Raw genomic sequence first — 16,463 nt, forward strand, 5'->3', positions numbered from 1 at the left:
CTTTTCCCTAGCCCTTGCCAAACACCATCACAACGCGGGATGAACGGTTGGCAATGTGTTTGGGCAAAAGTGTGACGGGAGAGTAACGGTATGCGTCTGGTGAGATTTGAATTTGAGGGCGAGGTGCACTTCGGGGCCTTGCAGGCAACCTCTGTTATTCCACTTGCCGGGGATACGCTTGAGTTGGCGCTCGAGGCTCCAGCAGCGGGCGATCCCATTGCCTTGAACGACGTCACCCTGCTTGCGCCTGTTGCTAAGCCCGGCAAGATTCTTGGTATCGGCGTCAACTACGCGGCGCACGCTGCTGAAAGCGTCAGCTTCATCGATACGAAGAAACCTGAGGTCCAGAAATGGTTCAACAAACAGGTCACCGCGGTGAACGGCCCCTATGCTGAGGTTCATTTGCCGAAGGTCTCAGAGCAGCTCGACTATGAAGGCGAACTCGTTGTCATCATCGGCAAGCATGGTCGCCATGTGCCGCGCGAACGCGCGTTCGAGATTGTTGCCGGCGTTACGGTCGGTTGCGATTATTCGGTGCGCGACTGGCAACGCGCCAGCCAGACCATGATCATGGGCAAGGGGTTCGACACCCATGCCGTGTTCGGCCCGGCCATCGTCACGCTGGACGAGATCGACGACCTGTCCGCACTCGAGCTGCGTACCTTCGTCAACGGAGAGCCGCGCCAGGTCGGATACGTGCGTGACCAGATCCACGACATCCCGGCGCAGATCGCCCACCTCACGGCCGCCTTCACGCTGGAACCGGGCGATGTCATCTTCACCGGCACGCCTGCCGGGGTCGGGGCGGGCCACACGCCACCGAAATGGCTGAAGGCGGGCGACCGCGTCCGCGTCGAAATCGATTGTCTCGGCTTCACTGAAAACGAAATCGTAAGGGAACCGGGCGAGACCGTCATCGCGTAGACCGGAGCTCCCTTGCATGCGAATCATCATCCTGCTGTCCAGTCTTGCATTGGCTGCTTGCGGCGGACCTGCCACACCCTTGCCACCCCCGGACACCTCCCGTTCCCACATCACCAGCACGGACTTCGCACTGCTGCCCTGCGGACCCCGGACGGCCCCGAACCCCTGCGTTTTGGTGATGGCGGGCGGAAAGCGTGTCCTTTTTGGCACACCTGCTGGCGTGGCGGCGGATATGTCCCTGGAAGACCTCCGGAATCTCGATGCCGTGATGCTGTTTTCACTGCGCAGTGACGACCTCGAAGGCCTCGACGAAGTGCGCAATTCCAGTTGGCGCGCGGGCCATGAATTGCCTCTCCGCGTCTCCGGTCCGGCGGGAACAAGCGAGGTCCTGTCCGCCATCAACACGGCCTATGAAACGTCGGATGCCTTCACCTTCGTGGAAGAGGCGCCTGCAGGCGGATTCAATGCAGCCGTCCTCAGGCCCTTGCCGGGTGAAAAGGATACCAAGACGCGTGTCTTCGACACAGGCGACCTGGTTGTGACCCATCTGGTGAACGATGCAGGGCGAGTGGGCTACTGGATTGATTATAATGGTTTTCGTCTCGTTCTCGAACCGTGTGGCATGACCCAGGCAATGCAGTTCGCCGGAGAATCAGACCTGACCGTGGCGTGCCAGAACAGCGGGCTGACCTGGCCTGTCACCGAACTCGTCTTTGTCGTCCGAAGTGAAGCGGAAACAGGCCCCGAAGCGCCGTAAAGCGACGAGGCCCCGCATCGCTGCAGGGCCCCGTTCTCCCCCGAGATCGCCCCCGCTCCGGCCAATAAAATGGCCACGGACCAGTGCGACGGGATGGCGCTCGGGTATCGCCGACCTAAACCTTTGTCTAGTCTTGGCAGACGTGTCATGAGTGTGACTCAAAATGTCTGTGACCTTGACGCAACGATGGACCGCGACGGGATTGTCGGAGGTGGCAAATCAGGCCATTTCCACGCAATTCGTTAACCAATTGGCCATATCTGTTAAGGTTGATGGATTGAACTGGGTGCTGAACGTATGACTTTTGTCCTGTTCCTGCTGTACATCGCGATAGGCAGCGGCGTCGGCTATGGCGTTAATACCTACGCAGGTCTCAGCTTGCCGCTGTCGATCGCAAGCGGGGCCATCACGTCCGTGATCCTCGCCCAGATTCATGTTCTCACCGCCAGTAGTCGCTCCCGTCAGCAACTTGACGAGCGCATGGACCAGGTCGAGCGCAGGAATCGCGACACGGCAGAGCGGGTCGATGTCATCGACGCGCGAACAGACGCCGTCGAGGCCACCGTGAAGCATGAGCTGACCGAGCGCCGCGACGCGCTGGTATCCGAGATGAAGCAACTGGAAGGCCTGATCGACCGTCTCTCGCGGAGCTTCGAATCGAAACTGTCCGAGCCGTCCATCGTATCGGCAGTCGCACCGCAGGAAGACGCCGTCCTGCGGGATGTGAAGGATGCGCTGAAGGATGGCCGGGTCGACCTCCACCTCCAGCCCATTGTGTCGCTTCCACAGCGCCGCGTGTCATTTTACGAAGGTTTCACGCGCCTGCGCCGTCCGGATGGTTCGCTGATCCTTCCAGCTGAATTCCTGGATGCCGGCCGCCGCGCCAACCTGATGGGAATCATCGACAATTTCACGCTGTTCCGTTGCGTCCAGATTGTGCGGCGACTCGCCGAGCGCGACCGCCGGGTAGGCGTGTTCTGCAACATTGCGGCATCGTCGCTGGAAGACACGGCCTTCTTCCCGATGTTCCTGCAGTTCATGACCGAGAATCGCGACTTGTCCGGGGCGGTGATTTTCGAGATCCGCGCCGACCGGTTTGAGACACGTTCGCGTACGATGCGGGATAACATGGACCGGCTCACTGCCCTCGGCTTCCGCTTCTCGATTGACCATGCAACCGAGCTGTCACTTGATCTGCCGCGCCTTCAGGCGGCGGGCGTCCGTTTCGTGAAGATGAACGGCACGACCCTGATCGACCAGCTGCGCGACCCGCACGGTGCCCGCCCCGTCTCGTCTATCAACCGCCGGGTTGGTGGCGAGGAAGTCAGTGCGGTCTTCTCGCGCTACGGTGTCACCATGATTGCGGAAAAAATCGAGGACGAAGCCAGCGTCGTTGAAATCCTCGAATATGACATCCCGTACGGTCAGGGCCACATCTTTGGTGCGCCGCGTCCTATCAAGGCGTCGCTCATGGAAGAGACTGCCCCGCCACAGGCGCTGGTGGAACGCCTGTCCAGCTTCGGCTGACTGTCCGGCATCATTTCGCCCCAATCGCCGAGCTTAATGCGCCTGTCCGATTGAGACGGGAGTAGCCTTATGCGCCTGATTGCCTTGCCCTTTTTCCTGTTCGCATTTGCATGCGCGGCGTCGGCGCAGGCGCCGCCCGACGTGCTCTCCGTCAGGGCTATCCTGCCTGATCCGCAGGAGTACGAGGTGCCGCCCGACCTTGAGAAAATCGAAGACCATTCCATCGTCCTTCTGGACCTGACCATGTCAGTCGAAGCCTATCCGTCGTTTGAAAATGCCGACGGCACGTACTCAATGCTGGACGGCGATTGTGAGTTCGGCCCGATGGACGGGGTGCGCATGATGTCGGTGCCGACGGGGTCCAACCATCTGCTCCTGAACATACGCCCGGGAGACCCGGCGCAATTCGCCGCCAATAGCGTGTCCTGCGAATACATGCCGAGCCTGCAACTCGGCGAGAATATCGGCCAGGTCGTGACAGTGCGGGGTTGCTATCTCGCGAACGCGCATGCGATCCCGACGGCCACGCTCTATGTGCTTAATCCGCTGCCGCCACGCGCCTGCGGGTTGACCCAATAGTTTTGGTCTGGATTGACCCTGCCTGCGGCGCAGCCTAGGTCGCGGCGCATGACAAAACTCCAGTTCCCTGAAGGCCTGTCCACGATTGCGCAGGATTACGATTCCATCCTGTGCGACGTGTGGGGCGTGATCCATAACGGCCGCGCGGCGTTCAGCGAGGCTTGTGATGCGTTGGTGACTTTCCGGGCTCAGGGCGGGCGCGTGTGCCTGATCACCAATGCGCCGGTGCCGAAAGCGCAGGTCATCCGCTATTTTGAGCCGCTCGGTGTGCCGGCCGAGGCGTTTGACGATTGCGTCTCGTCCGGGGATGCGACCCGCGCCGAACTCAAGTTGCGCCGCGACAAGACAATCTGGCGGCTGGGCTCCGACGAGGGCTTCGAGCACGACAAATACCTCTACGACGGCCTCGACCTGACCTTTGTCGATACCGCCGACGCTGACCTGTTGCTGTGTATCGGCCTGCGTGACCAGGTGAATGACCTGCCGGGCGACTACCGGGCGGAACTCAAACAGGGCGTTGACCGTGACCTGCCGATGATCTGTGCCAATCCGGACAAGCAGGTGCGCGTTGGCGGCAAGCTTTACTGGTGTGCCGGTGCGCTGGCCGAAATTTACGAAGACCTCGGCGGGACGGTTGTCTACCCGGGCAAGCCGCACGCCGCGATTTATCGGCAGGCAGTGGCGCGTTTGCGTGAACTCGGAGCAGGCGCCGCCCGCGTCCTGTGCATTGGCGACAGCCCGGCGACCGACGTGCGCGGCGCGCGCCTGCAGGGCTTTGACAGCCTCTATGTCGGCACGGGACTGAAGGAGCACGGCGCGGACTTTGAGCAGGAAGTGACAGATCTGCTGGCCGACTATGGCGAAGAAGCCACTTACGCGATGACAGGCCTAAGATGGTGACGTGGGCATCGCCCGCGTGTAACGAACCTTTCAGATCAATATCGGAGACCCGAACGCATGAGCGAGTTCAACGGCTACAAGTACGAAGACCTGGAAATCGGCATGGCGCACGAAACCGTGCACACGATTACCGAAAACGACATCCAGCGGTTTGCTGAAGTGTCTGGCGACTACAACCCGTTGCACATGAACGAGGAATTCGCGGCGAAAACCGTTTTCGGACGCCGCATTGCCCATGGCGCGCTTACAGCCAGCTACATATCCGGCATTCTTGGCAACAATTTGCCAGGCCCGGGCGCCATCTTCATCGGCCTGTCCATGCGCTTCAAGCGCCCGGTTCATATCGGTGACACGGTGACAGTTCGCGCCGAAGTCGCTGAAAAGCAGGATCGGGGCAACCGGGTGACCCTCAAAGTCGAGTGCACGGTTGACGGCAAACGCGTCATTACAGGCGAAGCCGAAGTGGTTGCGCCGCGCCGGGAGGCCTGATGGCCATCTACGCCGATTATCGCGGATTGCCTGAGAGTGCGCGAGGCGCGTCGATTGCGCTTGGCAACTTTGATGGATTGCATGCGGGACACCGGGCTGTGATCGACGCGGCTCGCAAGGCCGGGCATGGCAAGTTTTCAGTCGCGACATTCGAGCCGCCTCCGCGTGCCTATTTCAGGCCGAACGACCCGCCGTTTCGTATCTTTCGTCCGGAAAGACGCAATGCCAGCATCCTCGCCGAGGGCGCGGATGCTGTGTTTGAGCTGCCGTTCAATGGCGAAATGGCGGCGATGACGGATGAGGGGTTTGTCCGATCGGTCCTGGTCGAGGGATTGGGCGTGTCGCACGTGTCGGTCGGCTTTGACTTCCGTTTCGGGCGCGGACGGATGGGCCATGCGGCGCGTCTTTCCAGCCTGGGGCGGGCCCTCGGTTTCGGCGTGTCGATCGTCGAGGAAGTGCTCGAATTGGGAATGAAGGCGTCGTCGACAGCAACGCGGCAAGCCCTGATGGCGGGCGAGCCGGAAACGGCGGCCGAGATACTGGGTGACTGGTGGATTGCCGATGGGTTGGTCGAATCCGGTGAAAAGAACGGTCGGACGTTCGGCTTTCCGACGGCCAATATCCATCTTCACGACCTGATCCACCCGCGGCACGGTGTTTATGCGGTGCGCGCAAGGATCGAAGGCGAAGACGGCTGGCGCGATGGCGTCGCCAGTTTCGGACGCACGCCCACGACTGGCCTGCGCGATCCGCTGCTGGAGACGTTCATCTTCGACTTCGATCAGGACATTTATGGCAAGTGGCTGGAAGTGCAGCTGGTTTCGTACCTGCGGCCTGAACTGAAGTTTGAGAGCGTGGACGCCCTGATCGAACAGATGCACAAGGATGCTGCGGAATTGCGCGTCCGGCTGAAAACGGCTTCGTTCCCGCCCAATTAGCGCCTGATTTACCTCGAAAACTGATACTGCCGGTCGGAACGCCTGAACGCCGCTGAGTTGGAGTTCGTATGCAGAAAGCCATCGTGTCCCTTTGCCTGTCTGTTGCCGCGCCGGCTTACGCGCTGGCGCAGGTGCCAGAATCGAGCATTCGCGCGCCCGACATGCTGGTCGGGTCTGTCGGCATAGGTGATCTTCACCTGCTGCTGGACGACATGGGCGCCCATCTGACCATGACGGGCGTCAATGACCGAAATGCGCCCTATGTGTTTGCGACGAGCAAGGATGGCAGGCCCTTCGCGATCTACACGGCCTGCGCCAATCCGGATGGCACGGATTGCCGTGGGCTTGAATTCCTTTTGGGTCTCAAGTCGGACAGGTCCATTGAAGAGGTCAGTCTGATCGATCAATCCTACGCGGCCGTGTCGGTTTACAAGTCCGATCCACATACTGTGCGCGTGTCGCGCTATGTCATTCTCGACCATGGCGTGACCTGGGCGAACCTGCTTGAGAACGCGGCCGTGTTTGAAGTGCTCTGCGAAAAACTGTCTGGCGAACTCGAAGACCCGGCACCTGCCGATGGCGTGGAAATGGCTCCGGATGGCGTCAGATAGTGACAGGTCTTGTCCCGCCTGCTAGGCGGATGGCATGGCACGGATATACTGCATTCGAATTAGACGCCCGGCGGCGCACTGACCCGATTTGACGGGGCGGGCGAAGCCGGGAATTCATTCTGCAGCCAACCATCCAGAAACCCGTGGCAAAGCCGTGGGAAACCCGTATCAGACCCCTAGATACCGCAAGAAGCCATACAGAGCCCCATGACCGATTCCCTGACTGACCGCGATTACCGCGACACGCTGTTCCTGCCGACAACCGATTTTCCGATGCGCGGGGGGCTTCCCAAGCGCGAACCGGAATGGATCAAACGCTGGGACGATATGAAGCTGTACGAGGGCTTGCGCGCGGACGCCAAAGCGCGCGGCGCCAAGCAGTGGATCCTGCATGACGGCCCGCCCTATGCCAACGGGCATATCCACCTCGGCACGGCGATGAACAAGATCGTGAAAGATATCATCGTGCGCTCGCACCAGATGACGGGGCATGATGCCTCCTACCTGCCAGGCTGGGACTGCCACGGCCTGCCGATCGAATGGAAGGTGGAAGAGGAATTTCGCGGCAAGAACCGTGGCAAGGACGATGTGCCGGGCGACGAGTTCCGCGCCGCCTGCCGCGCCTATGCCGGCAAATGGGTCGAGATACAGGGCCGGGAATTCCGCGCGCTGGGCATCGAAGGCGAGTGGGACAACCCGTACCTGACCATGAAGTTCGAGAGCGAAGCGACCATCGTCGCCGAGTTCCTGCGCATGGCGATGCAGGGCGCGCTGGTGCGCGGAGCCAAGCCGATCATGTGGAGCCCGGTGGAGCGCACGGCGCTGGCGGAAGCGGAAGTGGAATATTACGACCGGAAAGTGCCGGTGATCTGGGTGAAGTTTCCGGTTAGCGGCAGCGACGCGGCGGTCGCGATCTGGACAACAACTCCGTGGACTATCCCGGCCAATCAGGCTGTCAGTTATAGTCCTTCCATCGCCTATGGTCTCTACGAAGTCGAAACGGTGATGAGTGAGGAAGAACTCGGCTTTGCACCCTACGTGAATCCCGGCGATAAACTCATCCTTGCTGACAAGCTCGCAGCCGCAACGATGGATGGTGCAAAAGTATCGTCTTACAAGCGGACTGGAGATGTAGACCCGAGTCAGTTGTCAGCGCTAAAGCATCCCTTCGCTGACATGAATGCATTTTGGGATCACCCAATTCCTCTGCTCTCGGGCGACCACGTTACCGATGACGCGGGAACTGGTTTTGTGCACACCGCACCGGCTCACGGCGAAGACGACTATGCGGTCTGGATGAAGGAGATAGGGTCTAAAGGCCACTGGACGGGCGGTGGCACGCAGATCATCTTTAAAGATGGTGGCGCAGTTCGCCAGATCGTCGATGCCGATGGCTGCTACACGCCGGACGTGCCGCGCTTTGGCGGCATGGATATCATCCGCACCAGCGGCAAGAAGCGTGGCGAGCCGGGCAAGGCGAACAATGAAGTGATCGCGGCACTGGCCGAGAGCGGTAACCTGCTGGCGCGCGGCATCACCACGATCCGCGATGCGCACTCGTGGCGGTCCAAGGCGCCGGTCATCCGCCGGGCGACGCCGCAATGGTTCATCTCGATGGACAAGCCCGGCCCGAACGGCAAGTCGCTGCGCGAGAATGCGCTGGCGGCCATCGACGCGACCGAATTTTTCCCGGCGACGGGCCGCAACCGCCTGCGCAGCATGGTGGAAGGCCGCCCGGACTGGCTGATCAGCCGGCAGCGCAATTGGGGCGTGCCGATCACGATCTTCGTGGACAAGTCCGGCCAGCCGCATACGGCGGCGCTGCCAGCCGACATGGCAAAGGCGCTGAACGAGACGATCAAGGCGGCCATCGCCGAGGGCGGCGTCGAGGCCTGGTTCGACACGCCGAAGGAGACGTTCCTGTCGGCGCACGGCATAGACGCTGCAGATTGGGACAAGGTCACGGACGTGCTCGACGTCTGGTTCGATAGCGGCACGACGCATGCCTTTGCGCTGCGCGAGCGCGGCATCATCGATGCCGAGACAGGGCAGGCCGACCTCTACATGGAAGGCTCAGACCAGCATCGTGGCTGGTTCCAGTCTTCGCTGCTGGAATGCTGCGCGACGCGCGGCATGGCACCTTTCAAGCAGGTGCTGACGCACGGCTTCATCGTCGATGCTGAAGGCAAGAAAATGTCGAAGTCGATCGGCAACACGATCGAGCCGGAGCAGATCCAAAAACAGTACGGCATCGAAATCCTGCGGATATGGACGGCGAGCGGCGATTATACCGACGACCTGCGCATCTCCGACGAGATCATCAAGGGATCGGTGGAATCCTATCGCAAGCTGCGCAACACGGTGCGCTACATGCTGGGCGCGCTGGACGGTTTCACGGCAGACGAAGCCATCGCGGCAGACAAGATGCCGGGCCTCGAGCGCTGGGTTCTGCACCGCCTGTCGGAACTCGATGCGCAGGTGCGCGACGCCTATAATGTCTATGATTTCAAGAAGGTGATGAGCCTGCTCGTCAATTTCTGCGGTGTGGACCTCTCGGCCGTCTATTTCGACATTCGAAAGGACAGTCTCTATTGCGATCCGCGTTTCGAGACGGCGGAAGCGTGGGACAAGGCGACCGAGGCGTTCGGCAACCGGCGGCGCGCGGCGCGTACTGTGATGGCGGCAGTGCTGGAACGGCTGCTGACCTGGCTCGCGCCGGTGATGCCGTTCACGATGGAAGAGGCCTTCCTTGAAAGCCACCTGAAGGACCGTGCGGCGTCGGTGCACTTGTTGCAGTTCCCGGAAACGCCGGAAGGTTGGCAGGATGCCAAGCTGGCGGCACGCTGGGAGAAGATCTTCACTGTTCGGCGTGTCGTGACAGGCGCACTTGAAGTCGAACGCCGCGAGAAGCGGATCGGGGCGTCACTCGAATCCACGCCGCGCGTGCTGGTTGCCGACGAGGAACTGGTCAAGGCGTTCGAGGGCGAGGATGCCGGCGACCTGTTCATCACGTCAGGCGCTGAACTGGTGCACTCGGCCAAAGACGACGGCGGCGGGTTCACGCTGGACGATACGCCCGGCGTGATCGTGTATCCGGTCAAGGCGGATGGCGTGAAGTGCCGGCGCAGCTGGAAGTATTTCGATCCGGCGACCGCAGACCCGGCCTTCGCGGATATCACCCCACGTGACGCGCTGACCGTGAAAGCATGGGATGCGATCAACGGGTAATCGCTCACGGATTGTTGAGTAGAGTCAGCCCCGGCAATCGTTGCCGGGTCTGAGCGACCTGTTTAGGCTTCCCCTCAATCATAACAATGATCGGGAGGGACAGATCATGAAATATCTCGCTATTGCATTGTTGGGCACGACGATGCTCGGTGCCTGCGCGACACCTGTAACCGACGCGCCGGAAGCCACTTTCGTGGAGGCTCCCGTTGCGCCCGTCGAAGTCGCCGCGCCGGAGGTGGCTCCTGAAGCGGATATGGCGGTCGAGCCAGCGGCTGCATTGTCCGAGGCACTCGCGACTGCGGCAAGCCGTTCAGACGAAGACAAGGCGCGCGATTCAGGCCGCAAGCCGGCCGAAGTGCTGGCTTATCTCGGACTCAGGCCTGGCGATACGGCGGCGGACTTCATCGCGTCAGGCGGCTGGTACACCGAAGTGCTCTCGGTCGCAATAGGGCCGGATGGTACGGTCTATGCCCAGAACAGCGAAGCGGCGCTCGCCCTGCGGGACCGTGCTTATGACAAGGAGCTGACGGCACGGTTGGACGGCGACCGGTTGCCAAATGTCGTGCGCAAGGACGAAGAACTGACAGCGCTCACCATCCCGGCGGGTAGCGTCGACGTTGCGCTGACAGGCCTGAACTTTCACGACGTCTACAATTCGTACGGGCCCGACGCAGCGGTTGGTTTCCTGTCCGCAATTCGGGCGACGTTGAAGCCAGGCGGAGTGCTGGGCGTGATCGATCATGCCGGTGTACCCGGGGCTGACAACAACGAACTGCACCGGATTGATCCGGCGCTGGCGGTGGCGTCGGCCGAGGCCGCAGGATTTGTAGTTGAAGAGAACCGCAATATCCTGGCCAGCGCGACTGACGATCACACTAAAAATGTGTTCGACCCGGCCGTGCGAGGCCAGACTGACCGGTTCATTCTGAAGCTGACCAACCCTGAATAACCTGTAGTGGCGTTCCTTCCTGCAAGGGGCGCCGCGTACTCATTGATTCCTGGAGGGCAGCCAGGTGCGGACTTGCGACCCCAACCTGTACAGAATCGCTTGATCGGCGGGGCGGGGTCTGCAATCTGCACGGCATGAAGTTCAATCCGGCAAATATCTGGGCGCTGGCCCTCGTGCCCGTCGTTGTCCTGGCCGATCAGGTGACGAAGTGGATGATCCTGTCAGAGCCGCGCTTCAATGCTCTGCCTTGCCTCGATGGTAGCGTGCCTTGTGGTCGGATGATTGTGCCCGGTCCGCTTGACCTGAGCATGCTGTGGAACCGGGGCATGAGCTATGGCTTCCTTCAGTCGGAAGGTATCATGCGCTGGGTACTTGCGGCTGTGATGCTGGTAATTGCGCTGGGATTCCTGGTCTGGCTGCTGCGCGCCGAAGGTCGGTTGCTCAAACTGTCGCTCGCCCTGGTTGTTGGCGGCGCCTTCGGAAACCTGATCGACCGGGTGCGTTTCGGCGCCGTGGTCGACTTTATAGACGCCAACGCCCTGTTTTTCCCGTGGGTCTTCAATGTCGCCGATGCTGCAATTAGTGTCGGAGCGGTCTTGCTGTTTGTCGATCAGTTCTTACTGTCGGGCCGAAAGCAGGCTAAGGCCTGATATGACTATTGAAACCGATGCCAACCCGAGGCGAGGACGCCCTATCATGATGAAACCTGTTCTTTTGATTGCAGCTGGGGCTGCCATGGCAGTGACGAGCGCCTGCAGTTCCGGCAGTGGCGGCGCGCGGACGCCGGACGAGTTTCGCGTTGTGACGAAGGCGCCGCTGATCATTCCGCCGGAATATGCACTGCGTCCACCACCGGCTGGCGGCTCGCTGCCCGCTGAAGTCGATCCTGCCCGCACCGAAGTGGCAACCGCCTTTGGTACGACAGTTGGCAAGGACGCCAGCAAGTCCGAGCGTGCCCTGGTCGCTGCCGCAGGCGCGAATGCCGTCAACCCGATGGTGCGCTCGCAGGTCGACTATGAAGAGACCAAGACGATCCGCAAGTCGTCCGGTGTGGTCGACAAGCTGCTCTTCTGGCGCAAGGAAAACCCGGAAGATATTGAAGCAGCGCGGGCCGACAATGCCACGGGTGGCGGCGATGTCGTCATCGAGAAGGCCAGCGGGTCGACCCGCCTGAAGCTGCCGGGTACCTGATCACACCAATACCGGATGCTAGACACGAATAGAGGAAGCCTGCCCATGAAACGGATAATTACCGGGGGGCTGCTCGCGGTTTCTCTATTGTGCCCGGCTGCGTTGGCTGACGAGGCCGCGTGGGCACCGGAGACCTTTACGCTCGACAATGGCATGGAAGTTGTCGTGGTACCTGATCATCGGGCGCCGGTCGTCACGCATATGGTTTGGTACAAGGTCGGTGCCGTGGACGAGGCCGAAGGCAAGTCGGGCCTGGCCCACTTGTTCGAGCATGTGATGTTCAAGGAGACCGAGAATCTCGGCCCCGAGGAATTCACCACGATCGTCCAACGCAATGGCGGGCAGCTGAACGCCTTCACGAGCTGGGACTACACAGCCTATTTCGAGCGGGTGGCCAAGCCGCAACTGGGCAGGATGATGGAGCTCGAGGCCGAGCGGATGGTCAATCTCAAGATCAATGACGATCCCGAAGGCCCGTTCATTTCCGAGCGCGACGTCGTCAAGGAAGAACGCCGCCAGCGCATCGAGAACAATCCCGGCGCGATCCTGCAGGAGCAGGTGCTGTCGACGCTGTGGAAGGGGCACCCCTACGAGATCACCGTGATTGGCGTGATGGACGAGGTCGCTGCCCTGACACCGGAAGACGGCATGGCGTTCTACGAGAAATATTATTCGCCTGAGAACGCGATCCTCGTGGTGGCTGGCGACGTGACGACAGATGAGGTTCGTATGCTCGCCGAAGCGACCTATGGCCAGATCGACCCGACGGGCACTGTGGATGGGACACGCAAATGGGCTCCGGTGCCCTTGCTCACCGAGAACTCGCTGATCGTGCATGCAGACCCGAAGGTTCGCCAGCCCAGTTGGAGCCGATATTATTCAGGCCTGTCGCAGTCGCGTCAAAGGCGGGAATCCTACGCCCTGGACGTCGGTCTGGCCGTGCTGGGTGGTGGCATGACCAGCCGTCTCTACCAGGCGCTGGTTGAAGACGAGCGGATTGCCATCGACGTGAACACATATGCATGGACCACGCTACACGATGAAGGCCCGGCGATCATCAGTGCGAGCCCTGTCGACGGCGTGTCGCTTGATGAACTCGACACGGCGGTGATGGCAAAGGTACGTGAAGTTCTCGCCGAAGGGTTCACCGACGCCGAGGTGGAGCGCGCGCGCAATGCTTTGGCGGCCCAGGCGATCTATGGTCGCGACAGCCAGTCCGCGATGGCCAATACGTTCGGGTCGACGCTGTCCCTTGGAGGCACGGTGGACGATATCCTGAACTATCCTGACGAGCTTCGTTCGATCACGACGGACGAGGCCCTTGCCGCCGTGCGCAGAGTGTTCGCCGAAGACCGGCACTATATCGAAGCCGAACTCGTACCAGCCGAAGGAGGCATTTGAGATGACATACCTGAAGCTGATCCTGGGCGCGGTGACGGCGGTTGCCCTGACGGCCTGCGTCTCCGAGCCCCTGCCTGCACCCACACCTGAAACGCTCGTCTCAACCGTGACCGAACCAGGCATGGTGGTCGACGTTCACAAGGGAGACTTCGCGGAAATCCAGCAATTCGTGACGCCGGGCGGCGTCTCGGTCTGGCTCGTGTCCGAACCGTCGATCCCGATTCTCTCTCTGGAGATGGCTTGGCGTGGCGGCGAGACCTCGGATCCTGAAGGTCTCGAGGGCCTTTCAGATTCAGTCGTCTACAACATGAATGAAGGCGCGGGCGATCTCGACTCGCTGGCATTCCAGACGCGGATGGAAGAGCTGAACATGAGTTTCGGCTGTTCGACAGGCAGTGACTGGACGAGCTGTTCGGGTTCCATGCTGACCGAGAATGCGACCGACGCCATGGACCTGATCGCAACGGCTTTCGCCGCGCCGCGGTTCGATGAAGGCCCGTTCGAACGATTCCAGCGCGAGAACCTGATCGGTATCAAGCAACGCGAAACGAGCGCGAACTGGCTGGCGCGTGCGGCCATGGCCGATGCGCTTTTTCCCGAGCACCCTTACGCAAGGCAGACAAGCACTGAAAGCATATCCGCCCTGACACCGGAGCTCGCGCGGGAGCATATGCGCAAGTTGATGGTCAAGGACCGGTTGCTGGTAACGGCCGTTGGCGCTGTGACACCCGAAGAGCTGGCGCCCATGATAGACAAGGCTGTTGAAAGACTGCCGGGTTCGAGCGAGATCGACGCCGTGGCGGATATCGCATTGCCCGCGGCGCCGTCCGAACCCATCTTGGTCGACCTGCCGCAGCCGCAGAGTCTGGTCTCGTTTTCCGCGCCGGGCCTCAAGCGCACCGATCCGGATTTTTTCACCGCCTATGTCCTCAACTACACGGTCGGTGGCGGCGGTTTCGAAAGTCGCCTGATGAAAACGCTGCGTGTCGAAAAAGGCCTCACCTATGGCATCTATACCGGCCTGTCGAACTCAGACCATCTCAATACATGGAGCGGCGGCGGGCAGACCAAGAACGAAAGCGCGGGCGAGTTCATGGACGGGATCCATGCGGAGCTGAACCAGTTCGTCGCCGATGGCGTAACGCTGGAAGAGCTGGACGATGCCAAGGCCTATCTGACCGGTTCCTATGCGCTGGGGTTTGACTCCAATGCGAAGATTGCCGACCAGATGATGGGGGTGCGCCAGGAAGAACTGGGCATCGATTATTTCGACACGCGCAACGCAAAGATCAACGCGGTCACCCTGGACGATGTGAACCGGGTGGCGAAAGAATACCTGTCGCCCGACAAGTTCACTTTTGTCATCGTTGGTGAGCCGGAAGGCCTCGAATAGTCAGTCCTGTGACTTGCGCGGCGTCGCAAGGCCCGGGGCTGCGATGCCGCGCACATAGTCCCGGCAGAATTCGTAGAGTTCGGCAGGACGCCCGCCGGTGCCGGTCTCGAGCCGCCCGGTGCCTTTGACAAGGCCGGTCTTTTCAAGTGCGCGCCGGAAGTTCTGCGTGTGCAGCGAAAGGCCGAGTATGCCTTCAACGGTGCGCTGAAGGGCTGAGAGCGTGAAGCACGCGGGCAACAGTTCGAACACGACGGGCCGGTATTTGATCTTGCCGCGCAGGCGTGACAGGGCGGTGGCCAGGATGCGGCGATGGTCTGAGGCCATGGCGGCGCCGAGGCAGACCGCGGGCTCAGGCAGGCCGGCATCGCGCGCGCATTCGGCAACCAGACCAGCCTCATAAAGAAGCTCGTAGCGTTCAAGCACGCGCTCTTCGACCCAGCGGGCACCGTCGAGACCGAAGGCGATGCGGGCGCGATCAAGGCGCTGTGTGTTGCCGGCCGCCCAAGTGTAGAGGTGGGGGGCGAGTTCGGTGTCGATCATTTTAGGGCGACCGTGGCGATGGTCTTCCCACGGGAAGTAGCGGTACCAGCCTTGCCAGCGGGCCTCGAACCGGGCGTCGGTTGGCGCCGCTTCGGGCATCAGGGCGAGATAACCGACCGAGATGACGCGGGCGGCTGTCGGGGTGTCGGCAAGGGTGGCCTCGGGGGTATCGCGGTCCTTGTCGCCGAACGTGTAAAGCTGCTCAACATAACCGAGTTCGAAGCCGGTTTGCTCGCGCACCCAGCCGCGCAGCGACAGGTCGAACGTGCGGTGGCGTTCCGGATCGAACGGACCGAAGGGCAGGGCGTCTTCTCCCGTTTCGCGCTGGCTGACCAGGACGAGTGGCGCGTCATCCTCGATGGCCACCATCACGGCAGACAGGCCAATCAGTACAGAATAGGTCATCGCCGTTTGCTCATTTCGAAATCATTGTGCAGTTGTCCATAGCGCGCAAGGAAAGCTTCCTGTGCTTCGGGCACCGAGAGTGGTTTCAGCTTGAGGCGAATGCCTTCGGGCGGCTTGCCAAACAGCTTGTTCGATTCTTCCTCGGAGAAACCGGCCAGTTGCACTGCTTCGAACCAGGCCGAGATGTGATCGGCTTTCTTGATCAGTTTCTTCAGCCTGACCGACGTGACGGTCGCCAGCTCGAACCGGATATGAATCGCTTCCTGCAGGCGCGACTCGATCGACTTGTAGCTTTCGCCCAGCAGCGCCTTGAACGGTGAGATCATGTCGCCGATGACATATTCCGGACTGTCATGAAGGAGCGCTGTCAGGCAGTCGCGTGGATTGAGACCCGGCTCCAATGTGCGGCAGAGCTGCTCGACGATCACCGAGTGTTCGGCCACCGAGAAGGCGTGGCCGCCCCTTGTCTGGCCATTCCAGCGGGCCACACGCGCAAGGCCGTGGGCAATGTCCTCGATCTCGACATCCACGGGAGAAGGGTGTGCAAGATCGAGCCGGCGCCCTGACAGCATGCGCTGCCAGACACGAGGAGGTTTAACAGAACGCTTCGGTTGGGTGCTCATTCGGGCCA

The 16,463-nt window shown here is 61.1% G+C and carries 16 protein-coding genes; 14 read left to right on the plus strand and 2 right to left on the minus strand.

Annotated elements, in window-relative coordinates; all coding sequences use genetic code 11:
- Positions 1 to 90: 90 nt before the first annotated feature.
- From AC0L7I_RS08980 to AC0L7I_RS09045, 14 genes are all read left to right on the plus strand, one after another.
- Positions 91 to 924 (plus strand): fumarylacetoacetate hydrolase family protein, encoded by an 834-nt coding sequence (locus AC0L7I_RS08980; protein WP_473396098.1) that lies wholly within the window; start codon positions 91 to 93, stop codon positions 922 to 924.
- Between the two features lie 232 nt (positions 925 to 1,156).
- Positions 1,157 to 1,681, plus strand: a complete 525-nt coding sequence (locus AC0L7I_RS08985) for a hypothetical protein (protein WP_473396099.1) — start codon at positions 1,157 to 1,159, stop codon at positions 1,679 to 1,681.
- A gap of 297 nt (positions 1,682 to 1,978) precedes the next feature.
- On the plus strand, positions 1,979 to 3,208 hold the full coding sequence (locus AC0L7I_RS08990; RefSeq protein ID WP_473396100.1) for an EAL domain-containing protein: 1,230 nt from the start codon (positions 1,979 to 1,981) through the stop codon (positions 3,206 to 3,208).
- A gap of 69 nt (positions 3,209 to 3,277) precedes the next feature.
- On the plus strand, positions 3,278 to 3,787 hold the full coding sequence (locus AC0L7I_RS08995) for a hypothetical protein (protein ID WP_473396101.1): 510 nt from the start codon (positions 3,278 to 3,280) through the stop codon (positions 3,785 to 3,787).
- A gap of 48 nt (positions 3,788 to 3,835) precedes the next feature.
- Positions 3,836 to 4,687, plus strand: coding sequence for a TIGR01459 family HAD-type hydrolase (locus AC0L7I_RS09000; RefSeq protein ID WP_473396102.1), 852 nt, complete (start codon positions 3,836 to 3,838; stop codon positions 4,685 to 4,687).
- 57 nt (positions 4,688 to 4,744) lie between these two features.
- Positions 4,745 to 5,176, plus strand: a complete 432-nt coding sequence (locus AC0L7I_RS09005; RefSeq protein ID WP_473396103.1) for a MaoC family dehydratase — start codon at positions 4,745 to 4,747, stop codon at positions 5,174 to 5,176.
- Positions 5,176 to 6,114 carry a riboflavin biosynthesis protein RibF gene (gene ribF, locus AC0L7I_RS09010; protein ID WP_473396104.1) on the plus strand — a complete coding sequence of 313 codons (939 nt, stop codon included), beginning with the start codon at positions 5,176 to 5,178 and terminating at the stop codon, positions 6,112 to 6,114. The genes AC0L7I_RS09005 and ribF overlap by 1 nt, the downstream gene beginning before the upstream one ends.
- Positions 6,115 to 6,182: 68 nt before the next feature.
- Positions 6,183 to 6,725, plus strand: a complete 543-nt coding sequence (locus AC0L7I_RS09015; RefSeq protein ID WP_473396105.1) for a type III secretion system chaperone family protein — start codon at positions 6,183 to 6,185, stop codon at positions 6,723 to 6,725.
- Positions 6,726 to 6,932: 207 nt separating this feature from the next.
- The gene (gene ileS, locus AC0L7I_RS09020; RefSeq protein WP_473396106.1) at positions 6,933 to 9,953 is read left to right on the plus strand and encodes an isoleucine--tRNA ligase; all 3,021 of its coding nucleotides are present in this window, start codon (positions 6,933 to 6,935) and stop codon (positions 9,951 to 9,953) included.
- A gap of 106 nt (positions 9,954 to 10,059) precedes the next feature.
- The gene (locus AC0L7I_RS09025) at positions 10,060 to 10,902 is read left to right on the plus strand and encodes a class I SAM-dependent methyltransferase (protein WP_473396107.1); all 843 of its coding nucleotides are present in this window, start codon (positions 10,060 to 10,062) and stop codon (positions 10,900 to 10,902) included.
- A gap of 134 nt (positions 10,903 to 11,036) precedes the next feature.
- Complete coding sequence (lspA, locus tag AC0L7I_RS09030) at positions 11,037 to 11,552, plus strand: signal peptidase II (RefSeq protein ID WP_473396108.1); 516 nt, start codon at positions 11,037 to 11,039, stop codon at positions 11,550 to 11,552.
- Between the two features lie 46 nt (positions 11,553 to 11,598).
- On the plus strand, positions 11,599 to 12,093 hold the full coding sequence (locus AC0L7I_RS09035; protein ID WP_473396109.1) for a DUF3035 domain-containing protein: 495 nt from the start codon (positions 11,599 to 11,601) through the stop codon (positions 12,091 to 12,093).
- Positions 12,094 to 12,138: 45 nt separating this feature from the next.
- A complete protein-coding gene (locus AC0L7I_RS09040; protein WP_473396110.1) occupies positions 12,139 to 13,494 on the plus strand; it encodes a M16 family metallopeptidase in 1,356 nt (451 codons plus the stop codon).
- A gap of 1 nt (position 13,495) precedes the next feature.
- Positions 13,496 to 14,887 (plus strand): M16 family metallopeptidase, encoded by a 1,392-nt coding sequence (locus AC0L7I_RS09045; protein WP_473396111.1) that lies wholly within the window; start codon positions 13,496 to 13,498, stop codon positions 14,885 to 14,887.
- Here AC0L7I_RS09045 and AC0L7I_RS09050 read toward each other — a convergent pair whose 3' ends face one another.
- The gene (locus AC0L7I_RS09050; RefSeq protein WP_473396112.1) at positions 14,888 to 15,832 is read right to left on the minus strand and encodes an NUDIX hydrolase; all 945 of its coding nucleotides are present in this window, start codon (positions 15,830 to 15,832) and stop codon (positions 14,888 to 14,890) included.
- The gene (locus tag AC0L7I_RS09055) at positions 15,829 to 16,455 is read right to left on the minus strand and encodes a YfbR-like 5'-deoxynucleotidase (protein ID WP_473396113.1); all 627 of its coding nucleotides are present in this window, start codon (positions 16,453 to 16,455) and stop codon (positions 15,829 to 15,831) included. Before AC0L7I_RS09055 ends, AC0L7I_RS09050 begins: the two co-directional genes overlap by 4 nt.
- Positions 16,456 to 16,463: the final 8 nt, after the last annotated feature.

This window comes from Hyphomonas sp. J20-32 (assembly GCF_055808555.1).